Genomic DNA, 25,137 nt, shown 5'->3' with positions numbered 1-25,137 from the left:
ATTAAGTGAGGTAATGTTATGACTAAAGAGCAATATGGATGGGGTATTAATTACGCAAATCTGTCACTTTTATTAGGCACTGTCGTTATTATTGCCGTAATATTAATGAGTTATTTTTTAATTAGAAGAAAGAGAAAACAGCGATAAGTAGTTCAATGGTGTTCTTAATTTTTTACTAGAATTCTTGATCAATAAAGGGATATTCGGAATTGGAGGTTGATGACAATGGAAGTCTTGATAAATACTGAAAGACTATTAATTAGGAATTTTAAAGAGGAAGATTGGTTAAATTTATATGCATATACATCTAACCCAAACGTAATGGAGTATATGCCATCAGGTGTGTTAAATGAAGATGAAGCAAAGCAGTTAGTGAATAATAATTTGCACGATAAAGCTGAGAAATTTGCAATTATACTAAAAGAAGAAAATCTCCTGATAGGTCATATTGAATTTTTTAAATACTTTGGTGAACATACTTATGAAATAGGTTGGGTATTTAATCCGGACTATTGTAATAATGGTTTTGCTACTGAAGCGGCTAAAGCATTTGTAGACTATGGATTTATAGATTTAAAGTTACATAGAATAATTGCCACTTGTCAGCCCGAGAATATTCCATCCTATCGAGTGATGGAGAAAATAGGTATGAGAAGAGAAGGGTACTTCAAAAAATGTATACCTCATGGAGATACATGGTGGGATGAATATTATTATGCTGTGTTAAGAGAAGAATATTTGAAATAAAAAATAGTAGATAGTTTAAATGTAAATTACTTCTCAATTTTAATGTACTAATGGAGGCAGATTAAAATGGACTGTTTAGGATGTAGTTTAGCTAATAAAAATGATCAAGTTCATGTTGTTTTCGAGGATGATTACGTATGTTGTTTCTTGGACCATGACCCATACAACGAAGGCCACGTTTTAATATTGCCTAAAAAACATATTTATGATGTTGAAGAACTTGATGAAAATACTGCTAATGCCATAATGAAGGCATCTATGCTTTTATCAAAAGCAATAAAAAGACTGTTTAACCCTGATGGTATTACCATTTGCCAAAACGGTGGCATTTTCAATGAATTAACTCATTATCATATGCACGTTGTACCTAGATACAAAGATCAGTCATTCGCCACTTTCTATACAGGTGAGGATAATTATATAGAAGAAGGTATTATTTTAATGGAGACAAAAAGAAAACTAATCGATGCTGTTAATGAAATAATTAACTAAATAAAAGTGAATGCAAAAGGAACTTCCTGTCATGTGGAGTTCCTTTTTTATGGCTCCGTTAAGTTGATTTTTTGATAAAATTTAACGGAAACCTAATTTTTGTGGTTGTCCCTATTCTTATTAAGCAATAAATCTTACAATTTTACCCCGTTATTTTTAGAGTGGATTAAATAGCTGTTATTTGATTCCCACTTATAGTGTCCTACATTAAATTCGTTTAGGTTTATTATACCCTTGAAATATTTTGGGACAGTGCAATTCCAGTTGATATTTTCTATTTTAAGTGGAAAATTGTCATTGTTAGGATTAGGAGTATGAATATAGACTGCATCCAAGCCAGTGTCTTCATCAACTAATTCAATCCACGATTGATATGGTTTTCCGAGTGTGTCGAATTTTTCTAATAAACTGTTATACAAGGCTAAATGTGCTTTTATATGCTCTTTTCTTATCTTCAACTTATTATTTCCAAACCCATAAAAATCAAGATGGGTGTGCCATAAATCAAACCAACCTTCTTTCCCAAAGTCTAAATCATATTGCTCTGCCGTTGTTTCTCTCCATAAGTTACGGAAATAACGCTTTTTTCCACGAAACTTTTTCAAAATGATTGTTCCCCCATTTAAACAAGTAAACGCTGTGTCCATCCCGAATCTAGATCCCGAATGTTTGTTCCTATCTTGATTATATCAAGAATTCTGGCAAGCATCAAATATCAACATTTACCTTTAACACAGCCTTTTTTATAAAAACATTTTACAAAGCGATTATAGAGTAAATGACTCATTTGGCACAAAAAAGCTACTCAGGCATAGACTAGTGTACGGTGTAGAAAGCGTGTATGAATTGCCAATGTTACATACTAAAAATCGGATTAGCAGAATTTTTTCACAATTCTAATATCAACTAAGTAATTAAAGTAATATTGGTCATTTGTGAAAGGAATAGTTCTGCATTAGCCGTTTTTTACACTGTTATATATAAGGTAAAAGAAAGAGGCAAAATACAATTTCAAAGAAGATGTTTGCTCAATTTTTGTGAAGGCGCCGTATTATAATAATAAATTTTCTGGAAAGGGTGAAAAGATGAATTTCGTAAAGCAAATTGTAAGTTCGGCGTTTATAGGATTCGTCTTATTTTATTTAGCGTATGTTATAGATATGGGCAGCTTTAAAATGGAAAGTGAATTTGTCATGATAGCAGTTATTATTAGTATAGTATTTTTCATTTTATTTATATTAGATGGAATTGTGTTTACGGATGAGACTAGTAGAATCATTCCGTATCAAACTATTTTTGGAACCGTTTTATTTTTCCCGATCTATATAAATATGATGGATGATTTAGTGGAACATGAAGCAAATTATGCTGTTCGTTTTATTATCTGTATGAGTGCAGTATTTTTCATCATCATTGTAGCTGTCTCGATGTCAATTCGGCATCATTATAATAAGAAGAAATTTATTGGTTAGTAAAATATAGAAGTCATGAATAGATAAATATCATTAAAAAAGAACTACCACTTCAAAAGTGAAGCAGCAGTTCTTTTTTTGTTTGTTTATAATCTACCATCAATTTTAGATATAAAAAAGTCATAGTTGTTGGGTTTTTCTATATCAATCAGTAATATCTAGAAATTTTATGAATATTAATGGAAAGAGGCAGTAGACAAGTTGGGTAAATCTAAAACTTTATCTAGAAGGAGATGAACAGAATGAAATATATACTAGGCTTAATTTTGATCGTTTTTCCAGGAATCTATGGATACTTAGCTCATCAATCAATGATCCCATTTTACCCTCTAATCGCTCAAATTGTTTTTTTAATATATTGGTTATGGGTTGGTTACATAATCGGGCGATTTAGTAAGAGCTCTATGAAAGGTTTGCTTTTGGGGAATAGTGTATGGCTGATTTCATTAGTATTATTCATCTGGCAATTTGTTCTAACAGATGAAGTAGGCAGACTTGGAAACATCGCTGCCATTCCACAATACTATATTCTTCCGTTTGTTTGGTTAGCGAGCAAATTTGCAGCACTATTAACTATGATAGATGGTTCAACAATTATCATTCTTACTTTTATTTGTATGTTAGTTGTATTTGTTTCCGGATTTAGACTTGGGAAAAAATGAAATGAATAAAATCAAGGGGTTATTCAAAAGTAAAACAACTTGGTTCTTTCTTATCCTTTTATTATTTATATATGTAAACAATAGTTCTTTGTTTGCTAAAAGGGGAGAAGGAGCACCCCTACTTCTCGCGCATAGAGGACTTGGCCAAACGTTTTCAATGGAAGGCATAGAAAATGACACTTGTACAGCAGAGCGTATTAATGAACCAGAATATCCTTTTTTGGAAAATACAATTCCTTCAATTGAAGCGGCAATTAACGCTGGAGCAGATTTGGTGGAGATTGATGTGCAACCTACGAAAGATCATAATTTTGTGATCTTCCATGATTGGACACTAGATTGTCGGACAAATGGACAAGGTGTGACAAGAGATTATACAACTAGTGAATTACAGGCATTAGACATCGGTTACGGTTATACAGCAGATGAAGGAAAAACATTTCCTTTCCGTGGTAAAGCGGTAAATTTAATGCCTACACTTGATGAAGTATTGGGTTATTTTCCAAAAACTCCTTTCCTGATTCACATTAAAAGTGAAGATCAAAATGAAGGAATACAAATGGCGAATTATCTAGAAAAACTACCAGAGAGTCGCCTCGAACAATTAACTGTGTATGGCGGCGATCAACCAATTGCTGCACTAAGAGAGCGTTTATCAAATTTACGTACAATGTCAAAAGCTACATTGAAAAAAAACCTTTTAATATATACGGCTATAGGATGGACAGGTTATTTACCCGCAAGCCTTAAGCACGGTCAATTACATATTCCAGAAAAAGTGGCACCGTGGCTTTGGGGATGGCCAAACCGTTTTCTAAACAGAATGGATAATGCAGATACACGAGTTATTGTAGTTGAAGGCAATGGATCAGGCTTTTCAAGTGGCTTTGATACTTCAGCAGATATCAAACGTCTCCCTGAAGATTATTCAGGAGGTATTTGGACAAATCGGATTGATAAGATTGCACCTTTATATAATAAATAAAGCATAGTAAGCATAAACAAACCTGGTTTCCATAAAACGATGGTATACAGGTTTGTTTTTTAGTTTTTTCCCAATCTAAACTTTAATGTTTACCATCCTGATAGGAAAATTCTACTCTCATCCAAATATAACTATAGTTGATTAATGAATTATTAAATATAGGGGTGATAATATGAAAGAAACTACAGTGTATGCAATTATTTGGATAGTAACAGGTACAGCAGCTTCAGTCGCTGTTTATGTAACATCAAGTGCTGGTCCATTAATATTCCTGTTAATACCTACTTTTGTTATAGGGCTTGATAAGAAAAAGAATTAATACATATTTAAGCTAAAGCTATAAGAGGTGCTAAGGATGTTGCTGGAAAGAAATCGACACTGCAATAGGTATCTTCAAGTAGATTAGAATCACTTTTTTACACCATTCCATTAGCGAATGGTGTTTTTTTGTCAGTGATTTTTTGAATTTAGAAGGAAAAGAATAGAAATTAATAGAATAGAGTTAGAGAGTAGAAAAAATGTGTTAAAAAAGCATAGTTTTTTTATTAATTATAGAAGATAAATATCAATTTGGACTGTATAGGACAGAGGTGAGCGAATTGAAAGTAACGGAAGAGATGAAGCTAAGGATACAAGCAGTATTAATTCATGATCCATTATTTACGGTCGTACGTGATACACCTATGGAAGAGGTATTATACAGCGATTCTTATTTAGCTAAAATAATTGAAAAGAAGTTCTATTCAATTGCGGAAGTCGCTGAGTGGTTTGGCATTTCGGATGCAAAGCTACGATACTATATCAAACCATTTAAGGAATATATTTTTCTCGACCAAGAAGTGACCCCCTCAACGCAAGCTGTAATACGTTTATCTTTCTTAGCTATATTAAAGCTGAGAATGATTATGTTGTTAAAAGATGAGTACCGAGTCAAAGGTTTAAAAGAACTTTTAGGCATTGATGATGTAGGACGTGTAAATCCACGACCTCATTTTTCAGAAGAAACAGCAGTCTCAATTCCAGATCATTTAGGTGAAAAAGTAGATATTCATAGTAATGTATTAAATCAAATACTTCAAACTGGCTTATTTGAATTCAAAAAAAAGAAGGATGATTCAGAAACTCAAATAGTAGTGAATGAAGATTTCTTCAAGCAAAGATTGGTTGATCTTCCAAATGATTCGAATGAACAGATAGAAGAGATAAAAGCACAAACAGAGAAGTTAATAAAAGACAATGAGATTTTAAAAGATCAAATTCAAGACATTACGGCTCATAAAGTGAAGGATATTGCCGTGAAATTAAGAGAACGCCATATTGAGAACGTGGTTGTTTCAGAATTACGAGCTGAAGCATTAAGTCAGTTTGAAAGTCAAAATAAGATTGGGCTATTCAAAAAACTGTTCTATTCTTCGGAAATCGAAAAGGAGAAAGAACATTTCATCTCTAATTATCTGAAAAAACATTTGTATGACAGATTAGAATTGGAGCTAGCTGATTATTATCAGGCCAATCAGCTGCTAAAATAATAGAAAGAGTTGGTGGGAAATGGAGTTAAAACACGAATTACAAATGTTATTAGATAAACCAATGAATATTGAAATGTTTAAGATTGATGAAATCATGAGAGAAATGCTTCTGAATATTGGAAACATAGACTCTGAATTAAGAGATGAGTTAATATATTCAACTTTTGCAATGCTTATTAGTAATGGTTTGCTGACTTCAGATCAAATGATAAATATTTTGAAAGACTGTTTAAGCGAGGATTATTTATTTTATCAAATCGGAGAGAAAAATACGGATTCAGTTTTCAAACGATCTTTCTCAGCATTAGTAATTACTGAACTCTTAAAAAAAGATCAGGATACATGCTTATTACCTAAAAGTATTGTAGTAAAAGCGATTGATAGTAGTATTAGTTATTTACTAGAAGAAAATGACACAAGGGGATACGTAGACGGAAAAGGATGGGCACACAGTATCGCCCATGGTGCAGATATGCTTGTTGTAGCAATAGAACATCCTTATTTTCAATTTGAAAATGTAAACAAGTACTTAAACCTAATAAAAGTTTGTTTATTTAAAGAAACAAACTATGTATGCAACGAAGATGAACGATTAATGTTTGCCATTGAAGCGCTACTCAATAATAAAATGATAGATAGCAATAAATTAGAAGAGTGGATTATTGAATTGAATAATGAACTTATTGAGTTTTATCAAAAAGAAGGCAGATCAATCAAGTTCTACAAGTGTAAAAATAACATCTTAAACTTTTTAAAAGTTATCTATTTTAGAATTGATTATACTAAAGAAAACCAAAAATTAAGAGAAATAATTAATGAAACTATAAGAAATTGGCACAAAAACATGTATCAAACTGCATAGCAAAAAATAAAGTTTTGACTCTGTATTCCACAGGATTCAACCCTTTTGTTTGTGACTGAATGTTTTCAATGGAGGGGGGAGTTTGAGAACAGATATTGATAATTAGATTCTAATAATTGTTTCGTAAATATGCGAAGTGTTTTCTAGAATGGCAATAAAGTGATATAAAGCTGGTAGTCTATTCATTAAGTACCGAGGGGAAGGTTTAAATAGGATGATAACACTAAGTGTTAAAGATTTTGATATAGCGATAAAAGTAATAGAAAGTAACTTGAAAACTGTTCCGACTTTTGTCTATTCAATATTAAATAATTATATTAATGGAATTGTTTATGTAGACTCAAAAAATGTTGAGACATTGCTCATTGGAACAGAATCCGGTATTTATTTCATTGCTGGAGAAGAAGATAATCATCAGTTTAATGATTTTCTTTTTGAATTGTATTGTAATAGAAAAAGTAAGGGACTACGATTTACTTTATTTTCTGCATCTGAAAACTGGGATTCTGTAATTAACGTACTATTTAAAGACAAGTTAAAGCAGAGAGGCTGGTATACTTTTACGTATGACAATAAGAAACAGTTTCAAGATGAAAGTCCTCTTGCCAGTGAATATTCTATAAAAAGAATAGATGAAGAGTTAATTAATAGTAGCTCTGAATATAATGGGAATTACTATAAAAAGTATTGGGGTTCTGTGTCAAACTTTATTGAAAAGGGTTTCGGTTATTGTATTATACATAAAGGGAGAGTGGTTAGTGAATGTACTTCGATTTTTTCCTCACTTCAATTCTCAGAAATGGATATTGAAACACACGAAGATTATAGGGGACAAGGATTAGCCGCTATTAATGCAAAAGCATTTATAAATCACTGTTTAGAAAATAATATAATGCCTCGCTGGGATTGTGACATATTAAATAATGCATCTATTAAATTAGCTGGAAAATTAGGATTTAGACAACCTAATAAATATTCAATATTTATAAAAAATAGCTAAATGTTTATCAGAAAGCACTAATTAAAGAGAAAAAATAAATGAAACTATAAAAATTGGAACAAACAAAAATAAAGAGGGGGGATTAGCTTCTTTTTTTTGAACAAAAGTGGCAGTACTCATTATTCCCACAAAAAAGGGCAGTTAATAACTTGTTTATCTTATAATAAGAAAGGGCGATTAATTTCAACAAGGATGTAGAACTTAATTATTTCAATATTCTAAAATTGAGGTTGAAACATGGAATTAGAAAAGATAATTAAAAATTGCATTGAATCTGCCATAGAATATGGTGTTTCAGCATATGAAGTTGTAGTGAATTCTAGAAAAACAAATAAGTTATATGATAAACAGTATAAGAATTTCAAATTCCTTAAAAAGCATCCTAACGGTGTAGAAGCTTTATTTCATTTGTTAGAACATCCTAACTTGTATGTAAGATATACCTCAGCAATACATCTGCTTTCAGTTAATGAAAAAGAAGCGAAAGAGGTTATATTGGCTGTTGCCAGTTTATCAGAGTCTTTGAATTTCGATTCATACTATCTTTTGGAAGAGTGGGATAATGGAAATTTAAAGGAATATTACAGTTGATTTATCAATACAGCTCTACTAGGAGGAGAATGATGGATAAGATTTTACAAGATATTATTAATTGGGTCAGAATGACTGATAAGCATATTATTATTGGCATTTCAGGACATGGTGCTGCTGGAAAAACAACATTCGCCAATAGGTTTGTAAAGGTACTAGATCAAGGTGAATTGAATTATATTAATACAGATCCTTATATTGTTAGTTCGAACATACGAAAGCATGCAATTATCGACTATACATATCAAAACGAGAGTCATCGTTTTAAAATGACTGCTTGCCATCCATCAGCGCATCATTTGCCTTCATTAGAAAGAGATGTTCAGATGATTAGAGATGGTTTAGATTTATTTACGATAGATACAGATTATATGAAAAGCGAGTTAATTTCTTCGAAAAATAGAGTTACGATCGTAGAAGGAATGAGTGTAGCGTTTATTAATCCGGATTTATTTGATTTAAAAATTTACTTCTATACAGATAGTGTAACGGAATTAATGAGGAGGTCGAGCCGTGATATTGCTGAAAGGGAGACTGATATCAATTATTTAAGGCAGTCTCATGATGAACGTCGAATTCAGTACGAAGTGTTTATGCATCCGTATAGTCAGCACTTTGATATTATTATCAAAACTTCTGATGAAACATTATGTATAGAGAAAAATACCTTTGAATTTAAATTGAAATGAAGTGAATCCATTTTGAATAGGCATTTTTCAAAATGGATTCCTCTTTGTTTACAACAATAATTAAATAAGGTATTAAAAATTAGCACTCAATCTATCACCAATTTCATTTGCTGACGATAAGCTATAGGGCTAATAGTGAATTTCGATTTAAATACTTTTGAAAAGTAATTTGAATCGTTAAATCCTGTCGTTGAGGCGATCTCACTAATTGGTAAGCTTGTTTCTTTAAGAAGTTGTATAGCATGTGTAAGACGCTTTTCATTTAAGTATTGTTTAAAAGTAACTCCTTTAGTTGTTGAAAATAACATGCTTAAGTAGCTTGAGCTAATGCCTAAGAAGTCGGCAAGTGTTTTAAGGTTCAAAGTGCTATCAGAGTAATAAATGTCAATATAATCTAGTGCTCCATTTACATAATCAAACTGGCCATGTTCCTTTTGGTGTACCGCTTGATTCATTACATCTTGGCAAAAAAGAACGAACTCTTGGATTATAGTGTAAAGCACTGGATGATTCAAAATCATATCAAATAATAAGTCGTATTTTTTTTCGACTTCAATCATTTTTTCCATTTGGTATTTCAGCATAAAACGTCTTACTTGAGCTAATATGCTTGTAAGATGAATGCGAATGGCATCGGGTTGATAGTAAATCTCCAAATTTGAAATGTTATATAAAAATATTTTAATAGTTTGGACATCATTTTGCTCTAAGCCATTAATCCAAAGGCGCTGTTGCTCAATTGTTAAAAAGTGATCGAATTTTTTGTAGACCGGCATTTGGCTAACATAAAAAAATTGAGAAAAGCCACTTTGAAAACGCAAACTCAATGCTTGTTTTAATGCATTATACATAGTTTTTATGGATCTATTAGGTAAATCATAGATGGCGATATTTAAATAAGCGTTATGGGATTTAGTCCATTCTCGCATAATTGATTTTCCCTTTTTAATTAATTCTTCTAAATTTTTGTCTCTTGAGAAGCACATAATTCTTTTTGATAATGGATAAAAGGTAAATTGCTGTGAGAATGGTAGTGATTGTAGCCAATGAAAGAGTAACTCATTTTGCTCTGAAAACTCAGTTTCTATCATAAAGCAAAAAACATTGTCTTCTATTGGAGTAGGTGAATCATCTATAAATAATGCAGGATATATTGAGTTCTCTTGTACGTAAGAAAGTGTATCTTTAAAAGGATTCAATACTTGACGACATGCATGTGTTAAATACTGTTTCAATAAATTCAAATCGATTGGTTTTACGAGCAAAGTTAAAGCTCGTAAAGAAAGAGCTTCTTGGGCATTCTTAAATAAGGGTTCTGCAGTTATTGTGATTAAATGATGAGGTTGAATTGATAAAGCCCTCTTTAATCCTTTTGTCTTATCTTGCATTAAGATTTCAAGTTCCAGCAAAATAATTTCTGGATTCTCCATTTCAAGACAATTTATAGCATCTTCAACGGTTCCTGCCTCGTAAACAGTAGTAATATCCAACTGATAGTGTTTAATAAACCATTGAATGCCTGTTCTTTCGGTTTGATCTCTATCAATTATTAAAAGTTTCATCCTTCCCACCACCACTCCATTATTTTTGATTAATATGTTATTGATAAAAAATCTAAAATAAGTCCCTATCTAATCTTATATAATTCTATACAATCTAAAATAATTCCTCTTTTTGTTTTAACACCAATTTATAGCTGCCTGGATAATACCTAAATCGCCAACAGTTTATTGAAATGGTTTAGTTGATGTAAAGACAATTATTTAAACAACTGCAAATGAATTCGTGGGATAAACTGTAATAGCATATGATGTTTTGGAACAATGATTTCTGGAAACGGTGAAATGGAAATTAGTGAGATATAAAAAGACTATAAAATTTCTGTAGACCTAAGCCACCATATGGTTGAACGTTCAGAAGAAGTCATTGAACGAATTTGGGGATATTATGAGGTGATAATTGGAATTTCATAAATCATTGTCGATAAGTTTTAGAAATACTGATCATACAATATGTGTAGAAGTAAACCATCCACTAAAAAATCATTGTAAAAGTAGGATACCTAAATAAACGAACTAATTACTAAGATTCGTTTATTTGTTGAGGTACATTTTACAACTTAATTTTGATATAGGTAAGGTGAATTATTAAGAGGTTTAAAATTTAAATTAGTGGAGGTTACGAATGAGTGAATCCAAAACACAGGTGTTTGTCAGTGATTTTACTGGGGCGACGGATGCCATCAAAATTCAAGCTGCGTTAGATTTTGCGTTTGCAAATAAGCAAAAAGTCGTCATTGCAGAAGAACGTAAATACCAACTAAACGCAACAATTAAGATTCGTGAAGGGGTAGAGTTACGCGGAGAACGTGCAACTCATTACTCATTAGATGCAAATTTGAGAGGTTTTGAGTTGGAACAAGGAGCTTCTTTTTGTGGTGGTACGATCAGTATAGGAATTAATAATTACGCGAAGGAAGTTGTCTATTTAGACGGAAAATATAGGTATGATAGTACTAGTGCCAAAACAGTTATACGTGATTTAGTCATGTGGAACTGGACGTCAACGACGAGCGGGATAGGTTTATCTTTATTTTCGGGTGGAGACACGCATCAAATTCAATTTCTAAACATTGAACGACTGGTGATATGGAATTTTGACATCGGAATTAAATTAAAAGCAACTGAACCAACTAAGGGCCAAACGTGGATCAATGCAAACCGATTCGACAAAATTACATTGTCAGAGTGTAATGAAATGATTGTGATTGAATCAAATACTTCTGTTCCATTTGAATGTTCGGGGAATATATTTTCAAACCTGCAGATTCAACCAGGCACTTCAACTAAACAAATTCTAAAAATATCAGGTATGGGTAATTCGTTCACCGGCGTTCTATGGGATACACAGTTGATTCAACATACAGGACCTATTGCAGAATTTACCTCCACGAGTTCCATGAACAACATAAATATGATGTTCTTTCCTGAAGAACGTTACGTCAACAATGGTGAGAACTCAAACAGAGTCGGTGTTGGTGGATTGACCTCAGAAGGTGAATTGGTGGGGCGTGACTGGAATACGGTCCAGAAGATGGGAACGTATCGAATCATTGAGCCATCAGGATTAACAGCAGCTCTTCATCAGCCTGTAGGAGCTTATGAATATGGAATTATGACCGTTTTCACAACAGGAGATAACGTAGCGCAATTTTATGTTCCACATCAAGGAACCGAGAATTTCTATATTAGATCAAAGTTCGGTTTAACCGATTGGACTCCATGGAAATTGAGTGGTAATGGTGGTGTTCCTGCAAGCATCGAAGTATTATCAGCAGACCCTGTGAACCCTAAGGTTGGTAAAATGTGGATTAGGAGCGATCTGTAGATGGGCACACCTATTGCCTATCAACGCATCCATACAGTTAAAGGGACATTTGAAATTCCTTTGTACTCAATGAGAGATGCTTCTATCCTGGATAAATCTCTACAGGTGATGACGCATAAAGGTCTAGCTTGCTATGAACTAGTCGAAGCGAAAGGGGGAGGGGATGGAAATTCTCCTTTCCTTAGAATTCAAACTCACAAGGGTATGAAAGCTATTAAGGGTGTTGTAAACATCATCAAGCCGATTAATACAGCCAAAGCAAGGGCGAATGACAAGGCTTCAGTTATTATTGAAAATACGACAGACTATTTCCATGTTTCAACTCCTTGGGCTGGGACGGGGCTTGTCATACCGATTGGAGCACTAGTTCCAAATCATTTTTATGATTTTACAATGTCTTTAGAAATAACGTATTCCTTAACCAAAGCAGATTTTGTACGGGTGAGTGTCTGGAACGCCACACAAAAAAAATACCTGGTCAATGGTACAGCGATTATGTTTAGCACTCCGAGAGCTGGAGTTAAACAAGATTTGAAAAGTATCAGGCTAAACACAGGGTCAATCTTGCCGACAGATCAAATTGAGTTAGAGATATTTTCGGCAAATGGCGACAAAAACACGGATGATTCTTTAAACTTTAAAGTCTATAAATCAGGAATGACGATTAAATTAGTGTGAAAACACAGAGGGGGACATACGCGCCCCTTTCTATATGCATATAACTATCAAAGTCTTCGTTTTGCCGAAAAACAAGAAGTTAAGCACCTTAATAGATAGTAGATAGGGAAATATATATGGTGTAAAGCGGATTAGTACATTGTTAAAAGTACAAAATATAAAACAAACCTAATTTCCAATAAAAGTTGGTAGTTAGGTTTGTTTTTATTCATAGTTGCTATAACTTATTTCTTAATCTTAATATTGATCGAGTACATATATTTTTCACGTCATACTTTAAAATACTTCTTCAGATTTAACCAGTCCTAATTTTTTTATGTGATATTGTAATGATTGTCTAGAAATATTTAATTGCTTTGCTGCAACTGTAATATTCCATTTATTGCGGACAAGTATGTTTTCTATATAGTTAGCTTGATTAGATTCTAGGATGGACTTAAGTGGCCTTGCCATTTCTTCGACACGATCTGTAATGGAGAGTTTTTTTCTTAGATAATAAGGTAAAAAGGATTCGAAAACAGTTTCATTAGACTTAGCTTGAATTACTAAATTCTCAATTAAGTGCTGTAGCTCTCTTGTGTTTCCTGGCCAGTCATATGAGAGTAAAGTTTTATAAAGTGTAGGTGAAAGAATAATATTTTGCTTTAAATACTTTTTTTGATAAGTAGATAGGAAGTGATTGATGAAAAATAATATATCTTCAGCTCTTTCTCTTAAAGGGGGAATATAAATACTTGCATGTGCGATTCGATAGAACAAATCCAATCGCATTCGACCCTCAGAAGCCAGCAGTTCTGGATCTTCATTAGATGCACTTATAACACTACAAGTAATAGGAATAAGCTTATTACTACCTACTCTTCTTACAGCTCTTTCTTGTAAAACGCGCATAAGTTTAGGTTGAAGAGTTATTGGCAATGAATTTATTTCATCTAAAAATAAAGTGCCGTCCTTTGCATATTCAAATAATCCTTCTTGGTCAATCGCCCCCGTAAAAGCTCCTTTAACTGAACCAAATAGAGTACTCTCTAGCAAGTTTTCAGGAATTGCCGCACAGTTTACAGCTACGAATGGGTTGTTCGCACGGGGACTGAAATTGTGCATACTTTGAGCAAATAACTCTTTTCCTGTTCCTGTTTCACCAACTATTAAAGCATCAGTATCGTAAAGTGAAATGTTTTGTGCCTCTTCAATTGCCTTTTTTAAGACATGACTATCACCCTTAATATTTTCAAAAGTATATAAAGTTCCATTTGTATTTCCTATCACTTGAAGATCCTTTGTAACGAGGCTACGTTTTAATTCTATTGTTTCAAGTAGTTTGTTTTTTAAACTTGTTTCAGTATGGCTTATAGAAAATACAGCAATTGTTTGTCCATCTTTTTGTATTGGAAATGAACTATAGCCAACGTATTGTGGGCCATTATCTGTTTTAGAATGAGCTTTGTATTTTGCGTAAATGGGCTTACCCGTTTTGAAGATATGCGCATGTTCGGATTGTCTTCTATTGTACTTATAAACATCCCAAAGTTTATTGTTTAAAACTTCATTTTTTTTCATTTGTTCCATTTCTTCCTGGGCTTTATTGTAGTAGATGATGCTCCCATCACGGTCACTAACTATTACTCCTTCATTAAGTTTTTCTAAGACTTCTTCTAAACAAATGATGCGATTAGTTTGATTATTTGAAAGGTCACCTATATCTTCGATTGTTAGAAATATTAAATTATCTTCAAATAGGTAAGATTCTAACTTTATTTTATAATGATACCCATTAATTGGAATGATTGTATTATTCTGCAACTCATTTTTATTTACCTGAAGTACTTCACATATAGAAATGTTTTTTCTCAATTGTAATGAAAGATTAGGATGTGTTTTCCACCATAGAATTTCAAACTGTTCGTTCATCACAATGACATTTGTACAAAGGTTATCCACTAGTCTTTTTAATTCTTCGATCAATGAAAAAATTCCCCCTTTGAAACTATTATGCTTGTATATGCAAAATTTATCTGCTACATAGGATTGTAACATAAAACAATGATATTTCTGAAAAATAAGAATTTTATAGATTTATAGTTTTTTAGTGCAAAATTTATCTGCGATTTTTAAAGAGGAATGTAATAAAAGATTATAAATTAACACTTATGAAAATAATTAAATTCATTGAAAAACCTATAGCTCACTATTTATCCATTAGTGATTTAGTTTTATAAAAAAGAGTTGGCACACCTTTTGCTTATATTATTTGTATAACCTAAAAGGGGGAACATATTTATGAAAACACCAGAAATTTTATATTCAGTAAAAGCGCAAAGAGGGAATGTACTCCGATGTAAAGGGTGGAGACAAGAAGTAATTTTAAGAATGCTAGAAAATAATATGGAAAATGCAGAAAAACCTGAGGAGTTAGTAATCTATGGAGGGATTGGGAAAGCAGCTCGAAATTGGGAATCCTACCATGCAATTGTTGATTCCCTTAAAAACTTAGAAGATGATGAAACTTTAGTTGTTCAATCAGGTATGCCAGTTGCTATTTTCAAAACTCATAAATATGCTCCAACTGTTGTAATGGCAACTACAAATATCATGAAAGCAGATTGGCCAACATTTTATGATTTACAAGATAAAAACTTGACGATGTATGCTAATTACACTGCTGCACCATGGGAATATATCGGAACACAAGGAGTTATTCAAGGGACATTTGAAACTCTTTCAGCAATTGCTCGTTTACACTACAACGATACTTTAGTAGGGAAAATTTTACTGACTGCTGGAGCAGGGGGCATGGGTGGAAATCAAACACGTGCTATGACGATGCACGGGGGTGTTGCAATTTTATGTGATTCAAATATTGAAATAATTAATCGCCGTATTGAAAAAGGATTTATAGATGTAGTTGTTGAATCGTTTGACAAAGCCGTTTCACTGGCAAAGGAGAAAGCGGAAAAGGGAGAAGCAATAGGTATTGCAGTAGTTGGGAACGCTGCAGATATTTTTGAAGAAGCTCTAGAGAAGAATTTCTTGCCGGATATTACTACTTCTATGACTCCTGCACACGATCCATTTGCATATTTACCGGCAAACTATACAGTTGAAGAGGCTGAGGCATTACGTGAATCAGACCGCGATAAATACTTAGTAGAAGCTCGTAAAACAATGGTTCGTGAACTCAATGCGCTTATTAAGTTCTTAGACTTAGGAGTAAATTCATTCGAATATGGCACAAGCATTCGTAAAGAATGTATTGATGCGGGAATGGATGAAAAAGAAGCAAAACGTTTACCAGGATTTGTTGCTGAATACATCCGTCCATTATTCTGTGAAGGACGTGGACCATTCAGATGGATTTGTATGTCAGGTGAGACAGAAGATTTACGTAAAATTGATGATATGATTTTAGAGAAATTTAGTGATGATTTATTAGTCACACGTTGGATCAAGTTGGCAAAAGAGCATATCCCAATTGAAGCATTACCAGCTCGTATTTGTTATATGGGATTTGGCCAACGCAAAAAATTTGCATTAGAAGTAAATGACATGATCCGTAGAGGGGAATTGAGCGGGCCAGTTGCATTTTCTCGAGACAATTTAGATTCTGGATCAATTGTAAATCCAACATTTGAGTCTGAAAATATGAAAGATGGTGGAGATTTAATTTCTGATTGGCCAGTACTAAATGGCTTATTGAACGCAGTTGGTATGTGTGACTTAATCGCACTTCAGGCTAATTATTCTATGGGTGAAGCTGTTCATACTGGTGTAACAATGATTGCTGATGGTACTGAAGAAGCGGATATGCGACTTGAAGTTGCCATGACAGTTGATTCGGGTATTGGAGTAATACGCCATGCACAAGCAGGTTATGAAACTGCTAAAGAAGTAGCAAATGGGAAAGGTAAATTGACAAATGAAAGTATTCAAGTTCCATTATGGTGGGAACCAACAGCTACATTTGGACCGAAAGATATAAAAAAAACTAGTGTGCTGAAGTAATAGATTTTGGGGGTCTAATCAGAATTGTTAGACCCTTTTTTTAAATGAATTGAGGTGGAAAAATGCAAAAAATAGGGCAAATAGGAAATGATCAAGTTGAAAACAGAAAGTATTCAACGACAACTATTTTAAAGTTTTTCTTATGCAGTGTACTCGGCATATTTATGTTTTTCTTACCGCTCACGATTAATGGAAAAAACTCTATCCCACTAGATCACTTAGTTGGATGGATTCGAACTACTTTTAGTTCTCTTATTGTTTACTACATTTTAGTAATAGTAATTCTGGGAGCTCTTTATCCATTTTATAAAAAAACATGGAATTCTTCATTGATTGAAGCAGGTATTTCTTTTTTAAAAGTATTTGGTGCGATTGCAGCAGTTCTAGTTGTTTTTAATATTGGACCAGATTGGTTGATGGCTGAGGATATGGGACCATATTGGTATAATGCGCTACTTACTCCAATAGGTGTACTTGTACCAATTGGTGCAATTTTTTTAGCACTACTTGTTGGATATGGTCTATTAGAATTCATTGGGATTCTAATGCAGCCTATTATGCGACCATTTTGGAAAACCCCTGGACGATCGGCTGTAGATGCTGTTGCTTCATTCGTCGGTAGTTATTCCATAGGGTTATTAATAACAAACCGTATCTTTAAAGAAGGGAAATATACGGCTAAGGAAGCAGCTATTATTGCTACAGGATTTTCAACGGTATCCGCAACTTTTATGATTGTTGTAGCTAATACTCTGGATTTGATGTCTATATGGAATTTGTATTTTTGGACGACATTTTTTGTAACATTTCTTGTGACCGCAATCACAGTGCGTATTTGGCCGATAAGAAACATGAGTAATGACTATTATGAAAATAAGCCAGGTGACCCTGAACAAATTGTTACAAAAAATCGACTGAAACATGCTTGGAATGAAGGGTTAACTACCGCAGAGAATGCAAAAAGTATTTGGAAAAACATTATAGAGAACGTTAAGGATGGCATAGTCATGGCAATGGGAATATTGCCAACTATTATGTCTATTGGGTTAATAGGCTTGCTTCTAGTGAATAATACACCAATTTTTGATTACCTAGCATATATCTTTTATCCACTAACCTATTTATTACAAATAGCAGAACCAATGTTAGCGGCAAAAGCTGCAGTAATTAATTTAATCGATATGTTTTTACCATCATTAGTGATATTAGAAGCACCATTAGAAACTCGATTTATTATAGCGGTATTATCTATTTCGGCTATTTTGTTCTTTTCAGCGCTAATACCATGTATTTTATCAACGGAGATTCCTATTAACATTGGTCAAATGATTGTTATTTGGTTCATTCGAACAGTGTTGACGTTAATTATTGTGACGCCAATTGTATATTTGCTTTTGTAGAAAGGAGGAATTGAATTGACTAAGATTAGACCACAGTTAATTATTGAAAATCCTGCACAAGTAGTAAGCTGTGTAGGTGACAAAATGTCGGATATTTGTCCGCTAACTAATGTTGCAATTGTCATACAAGATGGTGTAATTATTGAGGTTTGCTCTCAAAATGAAGTAAGTAATCGCTATATTCGAGATAATCGCAATGTTATTGATGCCACCGGAAAAGTTGTAGCACCAGGCTTTGTCGATTCACATACGCATTTGGTTTTTTATGGTAACCGTGTAGAAGAATACGCAGCTAAACTTTATGGTAATGCAGAAGAAAATTTAAAGAAATTGGAAATGAAAACCGGTCCTAATCGAACAATTGAACTGACTCGTGATCAAGCTGCAACTGAATTGTTAAGCCAATCCAAAAAAAGAATGTATTCAATGCTCAAGCATGGTACAACAACAGTTGAAAGTAAAAGTGGATACGGTTTAACGGTTGAAAGTGAGATGAAAATTCTTGGAGTGGGACGTAAATTGCAAGAAGAGACACCAATAGATGTAATAAATACATTTTTAGGAGCGCATGGTTTCCCGGAAGGTATGACAAAAGACCAATACTTAAAAGTTATTTTAGAGGATATGATTCCAGAGGTTGGAAAAAAGAACCTAGCTGAATTTTGTGATGTATGGTGTGATGATGGCTATTTTACCGCAGAAGAGTCTAGACAAATTTTAGAAGCTGGATTAGCAGCCGGAATGTTTCCTAAGATTCATGCTGATGCGTACTCCTATATTGGAGGTTCAGATTTAGCAGCGGATATGAAAATGATATCAATTGATCATTTAAACTATACTCCAGATCATGTTATGAAAAGGCTAGCAGATAGTAAAGTCGTTGGTGTCGTTATGCCTGCACTTGATTTTGCAGTTGCTCACCAAAAGCCTTTTAATGCTAGAAGAATGTTGGATTCTGGCATGACCATAGCTCTTGCAACGGATATGTGTCCTGCTTGTTATACAACTTCAATGCAATTTGTTATGCAATTGGCATGCAGGCTTTATCAATTCTCTGTAGAAGAAGCGATTAAAGCTGCAACTTGGGGCGGAGCAAAGGCATTAAATTTAGAAGATCGAGGGACAATAGCTGTTGGCCAACTTGCAGACCTTCAAATATGGGATGTACCAAATTATAAGCATGTTGCCTATGAACTTGGTTCGAATTTAGTAGATACAGTGATTAAACGTGGGGAAGTAGTTTATGAGGAAAGAGCAAAAATTTTAGAGAATGTTGAATTTTAGAGGAGGAATAAAAATGAAAGTACAATTGCATTCGAAAGCTGCTTCAAAAGTAAATGAACAACGTTTACTAGAATTGTTTTTAGATCTTGCGAAAATTGATGGTCCTAGTACAAAAGAGCAGCTTGTCGCAGATTATTTAGCAAAGGAACTCCCTAAACTTGGGTTTACTATTGAATTTGATGAAGCTCATAAAAACTTTAACGGTGAAGTTGGGAACTTAGTAGCTTGGAAAGAAGGAACGGATTCAACTATTCCACCATTGTTCTTTTCGACGCATATGGATACTGTTTTACCAACGAAAAACCTGAAACCAGTTATAAAAGATGGTGTTATATATTCTGATGGCACAACTATTTTAGGAGCAGATGATCGCGCAGCGCTCGCTTCTTATATCGAGGCTATCCGAGCTGTTATTGAGAGTGAGATTCCTCATGGCCCTATTGAATTACTGTTAACAGTAAATGAACAACCAGGTTTAGTAGGTGCCCGTTTTATGGACTATAGCAAGATTAAAAGTAAAGTAGGTTATATATTTGACAGCAGTGGAGATGTTGGTCAAACCATTTTAAAAGGACCTTTTAGTAGTCGCATTTATTTAAAGGTAAAAGGAAATGCGGCGCATATTGCTCTAAATGCTGAAGAAGGAAATAGTGCTTTTGTAATCGCAGCGGCTGGTCTACTAACAATGAAGTTAGGTAAAGTAGATGAAGAGACATTGGCGAATATTGGTATGATAGAAGGCGGAGAATTAACATCTATTATTCCGGGTACTGTCACACTAGCTGGAGAAGTAAGAAGTTTTTCAAAAGAAAAATTAAATATGCAACTTCGACACATGGAGCAGGTGATGAAAGAAGCAGCAAAAGAACTGGGGGGAGTAGTAGAAATCACTCTAGAAAAGAAATACAGTGGTTTTGATATTCCTGAAGAACATATTCTCGTTCAAAATGTTACAGATGCATCTCGACAAATAAACGTTCAGCCGTATTTAACGAATACATTAGGTGGAGCAGATACTAATGTACTTAATGAGAATGGGTTAACATGTATTACTTTAGGTAACGGGTTCCAGAATATTCATTCATATAGAGAATGTATTAGTATAGAAAATCTAATTAATACAGGAAGATTAACAGCTTCGTTAATAGAGCAATGGTATGAGAATAATAAATAATTTGCAGTGTTATTTGAGAATAAGTAAGCGTTTTCTTAAATAGGGTTGGAGGGGAAATATGTTAGATAATCCGGTGTTGATATCTGTTATCATTCTAACCGTACTAAGCTTATTAAGGGTGCATGTAATCTTTGCGTTATTAATTGCTGCGATAGTAGCGGGGTTAGTGGCTGGGCTACCGCTTAGTGAAACAATGACCATTTTTATAGATGGAATGGGAGCGCAATCTGGGACAGCATTAAGTTATATCTTATTAGGGATATTTGCAGCAATGATTGCTCATTCTGGTATACCAGGTGTCTTAATTAATAGATTATTAGCTATAAAGAAACCTAGTAAGTACATTTTTATTTTTGGGTTAGCTCTAACTGCCTGTTTGTCCGGAACATTAATACCTGTTCATATTGCTTTTATTCCCATATTAGTACCGCCGCTTTTATACTTCTTTAATAAGTTGAAAATTGATCGTCGAGCACTAGCTTCAGCTCTTACTTTTGGTTTGAAAATGCCTTATATGTGTATCCCAGTAGCCTACGGTTTGATATTCCAGGGGATTATTGCAACGGAAATGACAAAAAACGGTATGGCCATAAATCAGACTAGTGTTCCAGTAGCAATGATCATACCTGCTATTGGCATGTGGGTTGGTTTGTTTATAGCAATATTCATTACTTATCGAAAACCACGAAATTATGCACAAACAAATGAAGATATTGAATTTTTAAAAGAAGCAAAGGATGAACAACCTAGACGGAATTTTGAGCTTAGAGATGGAATAACAATTTTTGCTGTAATTGTTGCATTAGCAATTCAATTAACATTTAGTTCATTAGTGTTGGGGGCATTATCTGGAATTATTGTAATGTTTGTAGGTCGAATTGTGACAATAAAAGAAGGAGAAGATGTAGTGCAGGGTGGGGTTAAATTAATGGGGGTTATAGCCTTTATCATGCTTATAGCTTCTGGATATGCCACTATTTTAAAAGAAACTAATGCTATTAGCGAACTAGTTAATGCAGTAAATGGTGTGACAGGGGATAGTAAATTAATTACAGCAATTCTATTGTTATTTATTGGTTTACTTGTAACAATGGGAATAGGTACATCATTTGGAACTGTACCGATCCTTGCAGTTGTATTTGTTCCTTTATGTATCTCAATAGGCTTTAGTCCATTAGCTACCGCTGCTATTATTGGGACGGCAGGTGCATTAGGAGATGCGGGGTCCCCAGCATCAGATAGTACACTTGGTCCAACATCAGGTTTAAATGCAGATGGGCAACATGATCATATATGGGATACATGCGTACCTACGTTTATTCATTACAACATTCCGTTATTTATATTCGGAATTATTGCAGCAATGGTTTTATAAAAAAACTGAATATTCAATTTATAAGGTGGTTTTGAAATGGGAGAAGCAACAATTAAATTAAAAACGATTGAACTGGATGGTAATTCGCTGACTAGGCAAGATATTCAGCGAATTGTGGATGGTGAAGCTACTGTTTCTATTTCAGATAATAGTTGGAAAAGAGTCCGTGAAAGTCGTAAGCGTATTGAAAAGAAATTAGCTGAAGGTGCGATAATTTATGGTGTTAATACAGGGTTTGGAAAGTTAAGTGATGTGAAAATAGAGGATGAGGATATTGTATTATTACAATTGAACTTACTACGTGCTGATGCGGTAGGAGTAGGTCAGCCACTATCTAAAGAGATTGTTCGTGCAATGATGATATTACGTACAAATGCTCTAGCTAAGGGGTTCTCCGGAATTTGTGAAGATACATTGCAACTATTAGTGGAATTAATTAATAATAAAATCCATCCTGTAGTGCCGTCTCAAGGGTCTGTAGGAGCGAGTGGAGACCTAGCTCCCTTAGCTCATATTGCTCTCGTATTAATAGGTGAAGGTAAGGCTGAATACGAAGGTGAAATTATTACTGGTGGGGAAGCTTTAGCAAAAGTAGGTTTGCAACCTGTGAGATTAAAAGCAAAAGAAGGCTTGGCATTAATAAATGGAACACAGGCAATGACGGGAATTGGTGTGATAACTTTAAATGAAGCAGAGCGAATCGGTTATGCAGCAGATATGGCAGCATGTTTAACAATGGAAGCTCTTCAAGGAATTATCTCAGCATTTGATCCAGAATTACTAGCAGTTAGACCACATAAAGAACTTGAATTTGTAGCTAGTCGAATGCGCGGCTGGTTAGAAGGGAGTAAACGAGTTACTAAACAAGGTGAGGTTCGAATGCAAGATGCCTATTCTATACGTTGCATTCCACAAGTACACGGCGCATCTTGGCAGACATTTAGTTATGTAGAAGAACGTCTATTAACAGAGATGAATGCAACTACCGATAACCCTATCGTGTTGGAAAATGGAGAAGTCATTTCTGGCGGACATTTCCATGGTCAACCAATTGCTCTAGCAATGGATTTTTTGAAAGTTAGTGTATCTGAATGGGCAAATATTTCAGAGCGACGTACAGAACGATTAGTTAATCCCGCATTAAGTGGGTTATCGCCATTCTTGGCTACTGATCCAGGATTAGAATGTGGTCTAATGGTATTGCAATATGTTGCTGCTTCAATAGTTTCTGAAAACAAAGTACTAGCCCATCCAGCGAGTGTAGATTCTATTCCAACCTCTGGTAACCAAGAAGATCACGTGAGTATGGGAACAACAGCTGCAAGACAAGTACATCAAATTGTGCATAATGCAGCAAGGGTAATTGCAATAGAGCTAATTGCAGCTTCACAAGCAATTTATTTAGAGAAAATAGAGGATCAATTAGCTCCAGGAACAAGAGCTTACTTAGAGAAAGTTAGAGAAATTTGTCCACCACTTACTGCAGACAAAGCAATTAGTGAAGAGACAGAAGCACTGGCGAAATTTTTACTTCAAAGTAATGATTTATTTTAATTAATGAGTGATAGGATGAGATATTCTCATCCTATTCTTTTAAAAAAAAATAAAAAGAAATGGGTGGAATAATGAGTAAGATACAAGAACAAAGTGCAGAAATTCAACAAGTAATGAATGATGTTATTTCATGGAGACAGCATTTACATGAAAACCCGGAGTTATCTTTTAACGAATATGAAACATCAGCTTTTATATATAAAACTTTATCAACTTTTCCAAATCTTGAACTTTCTAAACCTACTAAAACAAGTATCGTCGCGCGCCTAGTAGGAAATGAACCTGGAAAAGTGCTCGCATTTAGAGCTGATATAGATGCACTACCTATTCAAGAGGAAGTGGATCTTCCATTTGCTTCAAAAGTTCCTGATGTTATGCATGCTTGTGGACATGATGCACATACGGCCATTCTACTCGGAGCAGCAAAAATACTATCAAAGCAACAGCATAAAATTAAAGGTGAGATTCGTTTCATTTTTCAGCATGCTGAGGAAGTATTCCCTGGTGGTGCGAGTGAAATGGTAGCAGCAAATGTAATGGATGGTGTTGATGAAATTTTAGGCTTACACGTTTTTAGCATGATACCAACTGGGAAAATTGGATTTTGCCCAGGTTATTTTACAGCAAATTCTGATACATTTGAAATTGATGTTATCGGTAAAGGAGGTCATTCCTCACAGCCTGAAGACTCCATTAATCCTATATTAATAGGTTCACAAATTGTGAGTAGTTTGCATCAAATTATCCCTCAAAAGATTGCTGCAAAAGAACAAGCAGTTTTAGCAGTAACGGAATTTAATGGAGGAGCAGCTAAGAATATTATTCCAGAAAGAATTGTAATCGGAGGCGGGATTCGAACTTACTCTCAAAGTGTCCGAGAGGAAATAGCAAGACAGATTGAAGTGAATGTCAAAAATATCGTAGCGTCTCATGAAGCAGATTATAATTTGGAATTTACGTATGGATATGACTCTGTTTATAACGATGAGCAAATTATTGCTACTATTGAAGAAGTGGTTAAGAAAGAAATGGGAGCAAATTATTTACTTCATGTGTCGCCAATTATGGGGGGAGAGGATTTCTCTGCTTTCTTATCAAAAGCACCAGGTGTATTTCTTGGAATTGGAGCAGGTTTTGAAGATGAAACTTTGAATTACCCACACCATCATCCAAAGTTTCAAATAAATGAAGATGCCTTAGAGATTGGTGTTAATGTTTTTGTTCATACGGCTAAGAAATTTAATATGTAATTTT

The 25,137-nt window shown here is 34.0% G+C and carries 24 protein-coding genes; 21 read left to right on the top strand and 3 right to left on the bottom strand.

Features of this window, described 5'->3' with window-relative positions; genetic code table 11:
• Positions 1–18: 18 nt before the first annotated feature.
• The 3 genes from AMD00_RS24105 (at position 19) to AMD00_RS04855 (ending at position 1,239) form a co-directional block, all read left to right on the top strand.
• Positions 19–147 carry a hypothetical protein gene (locus AMD00_RS24105; RefSeq protein WP_281173034.1) on the top strand — a complete coding sequence of 43 codons (129 nt, stop codon included), beginning with the start codon at positions 19–21 and terminating at the stop codon, positions 145–147.
• Positions 148–225: 78 nt separating this feature from the next.
• Positions 226–747: a GNAT family N-acetyltransferase gene (locus AMD00_RS04860; protein WP_053415937.1), complete on the top strand. Its 522-nt coding sequence runs from the start codon at positions 226–228 to the stop codon at positions 745–747.
• A 66-nt stretch (positions 748–813) separates the two neighbouring features.
• Entirely contained in the window at positions 814–1,239 is a 426-nt protein-coding gene (locus tag AMD00_RS04855; protein ID WP_053415936.1) for an HIT family protein, read from the top strand.
• Between the two features lie 134 nt (positions 1,240–1,373).
• Here the strand turns inward: AMD00_RS04855 and AMD00_RS04850 are convergent, their stop codons facing one another.
• Positions 1,374–1,844 carry a hypothetical protein gene (locus AMD00_RS04850; RefSeq protein ID WP_053415935.1) on the bottom strand — a complete coding sequence of 157 codons (471 nt, stop codon included), beginning with the start codon at positions 1,842–1,844 and terminating at the stop codon, positions 1,374–1,376.
• 480 nt (positions 1,845–2,324) lie between these two features.
• Here AMD00_RS04850 and AMD00_RS04845 point away from each other — a divergent pair, with 480 nt between their 5' ends.
• The 9 genes from AMD00_RS04845 to AMD00_RS04810 all read left to right on the top strand — a co-directional run bounded on the left by AMD00_RS04845 (position 2,325) and on the right by AMD00_RS04810 (position 9,029).
• A complete protein-coding gene (locus AMD00_RS04845; protein WP_053415934.1) occupies positions 2,325–2,711 on the top strand; it encodes a hypothetical protein in 387 nt (128 codons plus the stop codon).
• A gap of 242 nt (positions 2,712–2,953) precedes the next feature.
• On the top strand, positions 2,954–3,373 hold the full coding sequence (locus AMD00_RS04840; RefSeq protein WP_053415933.1) for a hypothetical protein: 420 nt from the start codon (positions 2,954–2,956) through the stop codon (positions 3,371–3,373).
• Between the two features lies 1 nt (position 3,374).
• A complete protein-coding gene (locus AMD00_RS04835; RefSeq protein WP_053415932.1) occupies positions 3,375–4,358 on the top strand; it encodes a glycerophosphodiester phosphodiesterase family protein in 984 nt (327 codons plus the stop codon).
• 172 nt (positions 4,359–4,530) lie between these two features.
• Positions 4,531–4,677, top strand: a complete 147-nt coding sequence (locus AMD00_RS23130; protein WP_157059173.1) for a hypothetical protein — start codon at positions 4,531–4,533, stop codon at positions 4,675–4,677.
• A gap of 271 nt (positions 4,678–4,948) precedes the next feature.
• The gene (locus tag AMD00_RS04830; protein WP_211258612.1) at positions 4,949–5,887 is read left to right on the top strand and encodes a hypothetical protein; all 939 of its coding nucleotides are present in this window, start codon (positions 4,949–4,951) and stop codon (positions 5,885–5,887) included.
• A 19-nt stretch (positions 5,888–5,906) separates the two neighbouring features.
• Positions 5,907–6,749: a DUF2785 domain-containing protein gene (locus AMD00_RS04825; RefSeq protein WP_053415930.1), complete on the top strand. Its 843-nt coding sequence runs from the start codon at positions 5,907–5,909 to the stop codon at positions 6,747–6,749.
• 214 nt (positions 6,750–6,963) lie between these two features.
• On the top strand, positions 6,964–7,749 hold the full coding sequence (locus AMD00_RS04820; protein ID WP_053415929.1) for a GNAT family N-acetyltransferase: 786 nt from the start codon (positions 6,964–6,966) through the stop codon (positions 7,747–7,749).
• 237 nt (positions 7,750–7,986) lie between these two features.
• Positions 7,987–8,340: a DUF2019 domain-containing protein gene (locus AMD00_RS04815; RefSeq protein WP_053415928.1), complete on the top strand. Its 354-nt coding sequence runs from the start codon at positions 7,987–7,989 to the stop codon at positions 8,338–8,340.
• A 32-nt stretch (positions 8,341–8,372) separates the two neighbouring features.
• Positions 8,373–9,029: a uridine kinase family protein gene (locus AMD00_RS04810; RefSeq protein ID WP_053415927.1), complete on the top strand. Its 657-nt coding sequence runs from the start codon at positions 8,373–8,375 to the stop codon at positions 9,027–9,029.
• 86 nt (positions 9,030–9,115) lie between these two features.
• Here the strand turns inward: AMD00_RS04810 and AMD00_RS04805 are convergent, their stop codons facing one another.
• Positions 9,116–10,591 carry a helix-turn-helix domain-containing protein gene (locus AMD00_RS04805; RefSeq protein WP_053415926.1) on the bottom strand — a complete coding sequence of 492 codons (1,476 nt, stop codon included), beginning with the start codon at positions 10,589–10,591 and terminating at the stop codon, positions 9,116–9,118.
• 622 nt (positions 10,592–11,213) lie between these two features.
• Between AMD00_RS04805 and AMD00_RS04800 the strand changes: the two genes are divergently transcribed.
• Positions 11,214–12,416, top strand: coding sequence for a pyocin knob domain-containing protein (locus AMD00_RS04800; protein ID WP_053415925.1), 1,203 nt, complete (start codon positions 11,214–11,216; stop codon positions 12,414–12,416).
• A complete protein-coding gene (locus AMD00_RS04795) occupies positions 12,417–13,094 on the top strand; it encodes a hypothetical protein (RefSeq protein ID WP_053415924.1) in 678 nt (225 codons plus the stop codon). It begins immediately after the preceding gene.
• A gap of 276 nt (positions 13,095–13,370) precedes the next feature.
• On the opposite strand, the gene AMD00_RS04790 is transcribed toward AMD00_RS04795, so the two are convergent.
• Complete coding sequence (locus AMD00_RS04790) at positions 13,371–15,059, bottom strand: sigma-54 interaction domain-containing protein (protein WP_053415923.1); 1,689 nt, start codon at positions 15,057–15,059, stop codon at positions 13,371–13,373.
• A gap of 315 nt (positions 15,060–15,374) precedes the next feature.
• Between AMD00_RS04790 and AMD00_RS04785 the strand changes: the two genes are divergently transcribed.
• The 7 genes from AMD00_RS04785 (at position 15,375) to AMD00_RS04755 (ending at position 25,133) form a co-directional block, all read left to right on the top strand.
• Positions 15,375–17,096, top strand: coding sequence for a urocanate hydratase (locus tag AMD00_RS04785; RefSeq protein ID WP_053415922.1), 1,722 nt, complete (start codon positions 15,375–15,377; stop codon positions 17,094–17,096).
• A gap of 62 nt (positions 17,097–17,158) precedes the next feature.
• A complete protein-coding gene (locus AMD00_RS04780) occupies positions 17,159–18,496 on the top strand; it encodes a YjiH family protein (RefSeq protein ID WP_053415921.1) in 1,338 nt (445 codons plus the stop codon).
• Positions 18,497–18,511: 15 nt separating this feature from the next.
• On the top strand, positions 18,512–19,780 hold the full coding sequence (gene hutI, locus AMD00_RS04775; RefSeq protein WP_053415920.1) for an imidazolonepropionase: 1,269 nt from the start codon (positions 18,512–18,514) through the stop codon (positions 19,778–19,780).
• Positions 19,781–19,793: 13 nt separating this feature from the next.
• A complete protein-coding gene (locus AMD00_RS04770; RefSeq protein WP_053415919.1) occupies positions 19,794–20,954 on the top strand; it encodes a M20/M25/M40 family metallo-hydrolase in 1,161 nt (386 codons plus the stop codon).
• A 58-nt stretch (positions 20,955–21,012) separates the two neighbouring features.
• Positions 21,013–22,329, top strand: a complete 1,317-nt coding sequence (locus AMD00_RS04765; RefSeq protein ID WP_053415918.1) for a Na+/H+ antiporter family protein — start codon at positions 21,013–21,015, stop codon at positions 22,327–22,329.
• Between the two features lie 36 nt (positions 22,330–22,365).
• Positions 22,366–23,883: a histidine ammonia-lyase gene (gene hutH, locus AMD00_RS04760; protein ID WP_053415917.1), complete on the top strand. Its 1,518-nt coding sequence runs from the start codon at positions 22,366–22,368 to the stop codon at positions 23,881–23,883.
• Between the two features lie 71 nt (positions 23,884–23,954).
• The gene (locus AMD00_RS04755; RefSeq protein ID WP_053415916.1) at positions 23,955–25,133 is read left to right on the top strand and encodes an amidohydrolase; all 1,179 of its coding nucleotides are present in this window, start codon (positions 23,955–23,957) and stop codon (positions 25,131–25,133) included.
• Positions 25,134–25,137: the final 4 nt, after the last annotated feature.

It is taken from the genome of Viridibacillus arvi (assembly GCF_001274945.1).
Classification (GTDB): Bacteria; Bacillota; Bacilli; order Bacillales_A; family Planococcaceae; genus Viridibacillus; species Viridibacillus arvi.
This window is presented reverse-complemented; position numbering and strand designations above follow the sequence as displayed.

What these genes read in the sequence shown, in the direction of transcription:
- AMD00_RS24105 (WP_281173034.1), top strand. Translation starts at nt 19, where the DNA reads ATGACTAAAGAGCAATATGGATGGGGTATTAATTACGCAAATCTGTCA.
- AMD00_RS04835 (WP_053415932.1), top strand. Translation starts at nt 3,375, where the DNA reads ATGAATAAAATCAAGGGGTTATTCAAAAGTAAAACAACTTGGTTCTTT.
- AMD00_RS04805 (WP_053415926.1), bottom strand. Translation starts at nt 10,591, where the DNA reads ATGAAACTTTTAATAATTGATAGAGATCAAACCGAAAGAACAGGCATT.
- AMD00_RS04820 (WP_053415929.1), top strand. Translation starts at nt 6,964, where the DNA reads ATGATAACACTAAGTGTTAAAGATTTTGATATAGCGATAAAAGTAATA.
- AMD00_RS04845 (WP_053415934.1), top strand. Translation starts at nt 2,325, where the DNA reads ATGAATTTCGTAAAGCAAATTGTAAGTTCGGCGTTTATAGGATTCGTC.
- hutH (WP_053415917.1), top strand. Translation starts at nt 22,366, where the DNA reads ATGGGAGAAGCAACAATTAAATTAAAAACGATTGAACTGGATGGTAAT.
- AMD00_RS04860 (WP_053415937.1), top strand. Translation starts at nt 226, where the DNA reads ATGGAAGTCTTGATAAATACTGAAAGACTATTAATTAGGAATTTTAAA.
- AMD00_RS04815 (WP_053415928.1), top strand. Translation starts at nt 7,987, where the DNA reads ATGGAATTAGAAAAGATAATTAAAAATTGCATTGAATCTGCCATAGAA.
- AMD00_RS04800 (WP_053415925.1), top strand. Translation starts at nt 11,214, where the DNA reads ATGAGTGAATCCAAAACACAGGTGTTTGTCAGTGATTTTACTGGGGCG.
- AMD00_RS04785 (WP_053415922.1), top strand. Translation starts at nt 15,375, where the DNA reads ATGAAAACACCAGAAATTTTATATTCAGTAAAAGCGCAAAGAGGGAAT.
- AMD00_RS23130 (WP_157059173.1), top strand. Translation starts at nt 4,531, where the DNA reads ATGAAAGAAACTACAGTGTATGCAATTATTTGGATAGTAACAGGTACA.
- AMD00_RS04855 (WP_053415936.1), top strand. Translation starts at nt 814, where the DNA reads ATGGACTGTTTAGGATGTAGTTTAGCTAATAAAAATGATCAAGTTCAT.
- AMD00_RS04755 (WP_053415916.1), top strand. Translation starts at nt 23,955, where the DNA reads ATGAGTAAGATACAAGAACAAAGTGCAGAAATTCAACAAGTAATGAAT.
- AMD00_RS04765 (WP_053415918.1), top strand. Translation starts at nt 21,013, where the DNA reads ATGTTAGATAATCCGGTGTTGATATCTGTTATCATTCTAACCGTACTA.
- AMD00_RS04810 (WP_053415927.1), top strand. Translation starts at nt 8,373, where the DNA reads ATGGATAAGATTTTACAAGATATTATTAATTGGGTCAGAATGACTGAT.
- AMD00_RS04770 (WP_053415919.1), top strand. Translation starts at nt 19,794, where the DNA reads ATGAAAGTACAATTGCATTCGAAAGCTGCTTCAAAAGTAAATGAACAA.
- AMD00_RS04840 (WP_053415933.1), top strand. Translation starts at nt 2,954, where the DNA reads ATGAAATATATACTAGGCTTAATTTTGATCGTTTTTCCAGGAATCTAT.
- AMD00_RS04795 (WP_053415924.1), top strand. Translation starts at nt 12,417, where the DNA reads ATGGGCACACCTATTGCCTATCAACGCATCCATACAGTTAAAGGGACA.
- AMD00_RS04780 (WP_053415921.1), top strand. Translation starts at nt 17,159, where the DNA reads ATGCAAAAAATAGGGCAAATAGGAAATGATCAAGTTGAAAACAGAAAG.
- AMD00_RS04825 (WP_053415930.1), top strand. Translation starts at nt 5,907, where the DNA reads ATGGAGTTAAAACACGAATTACAAATGTTATTAGATAAACCAATGAAT.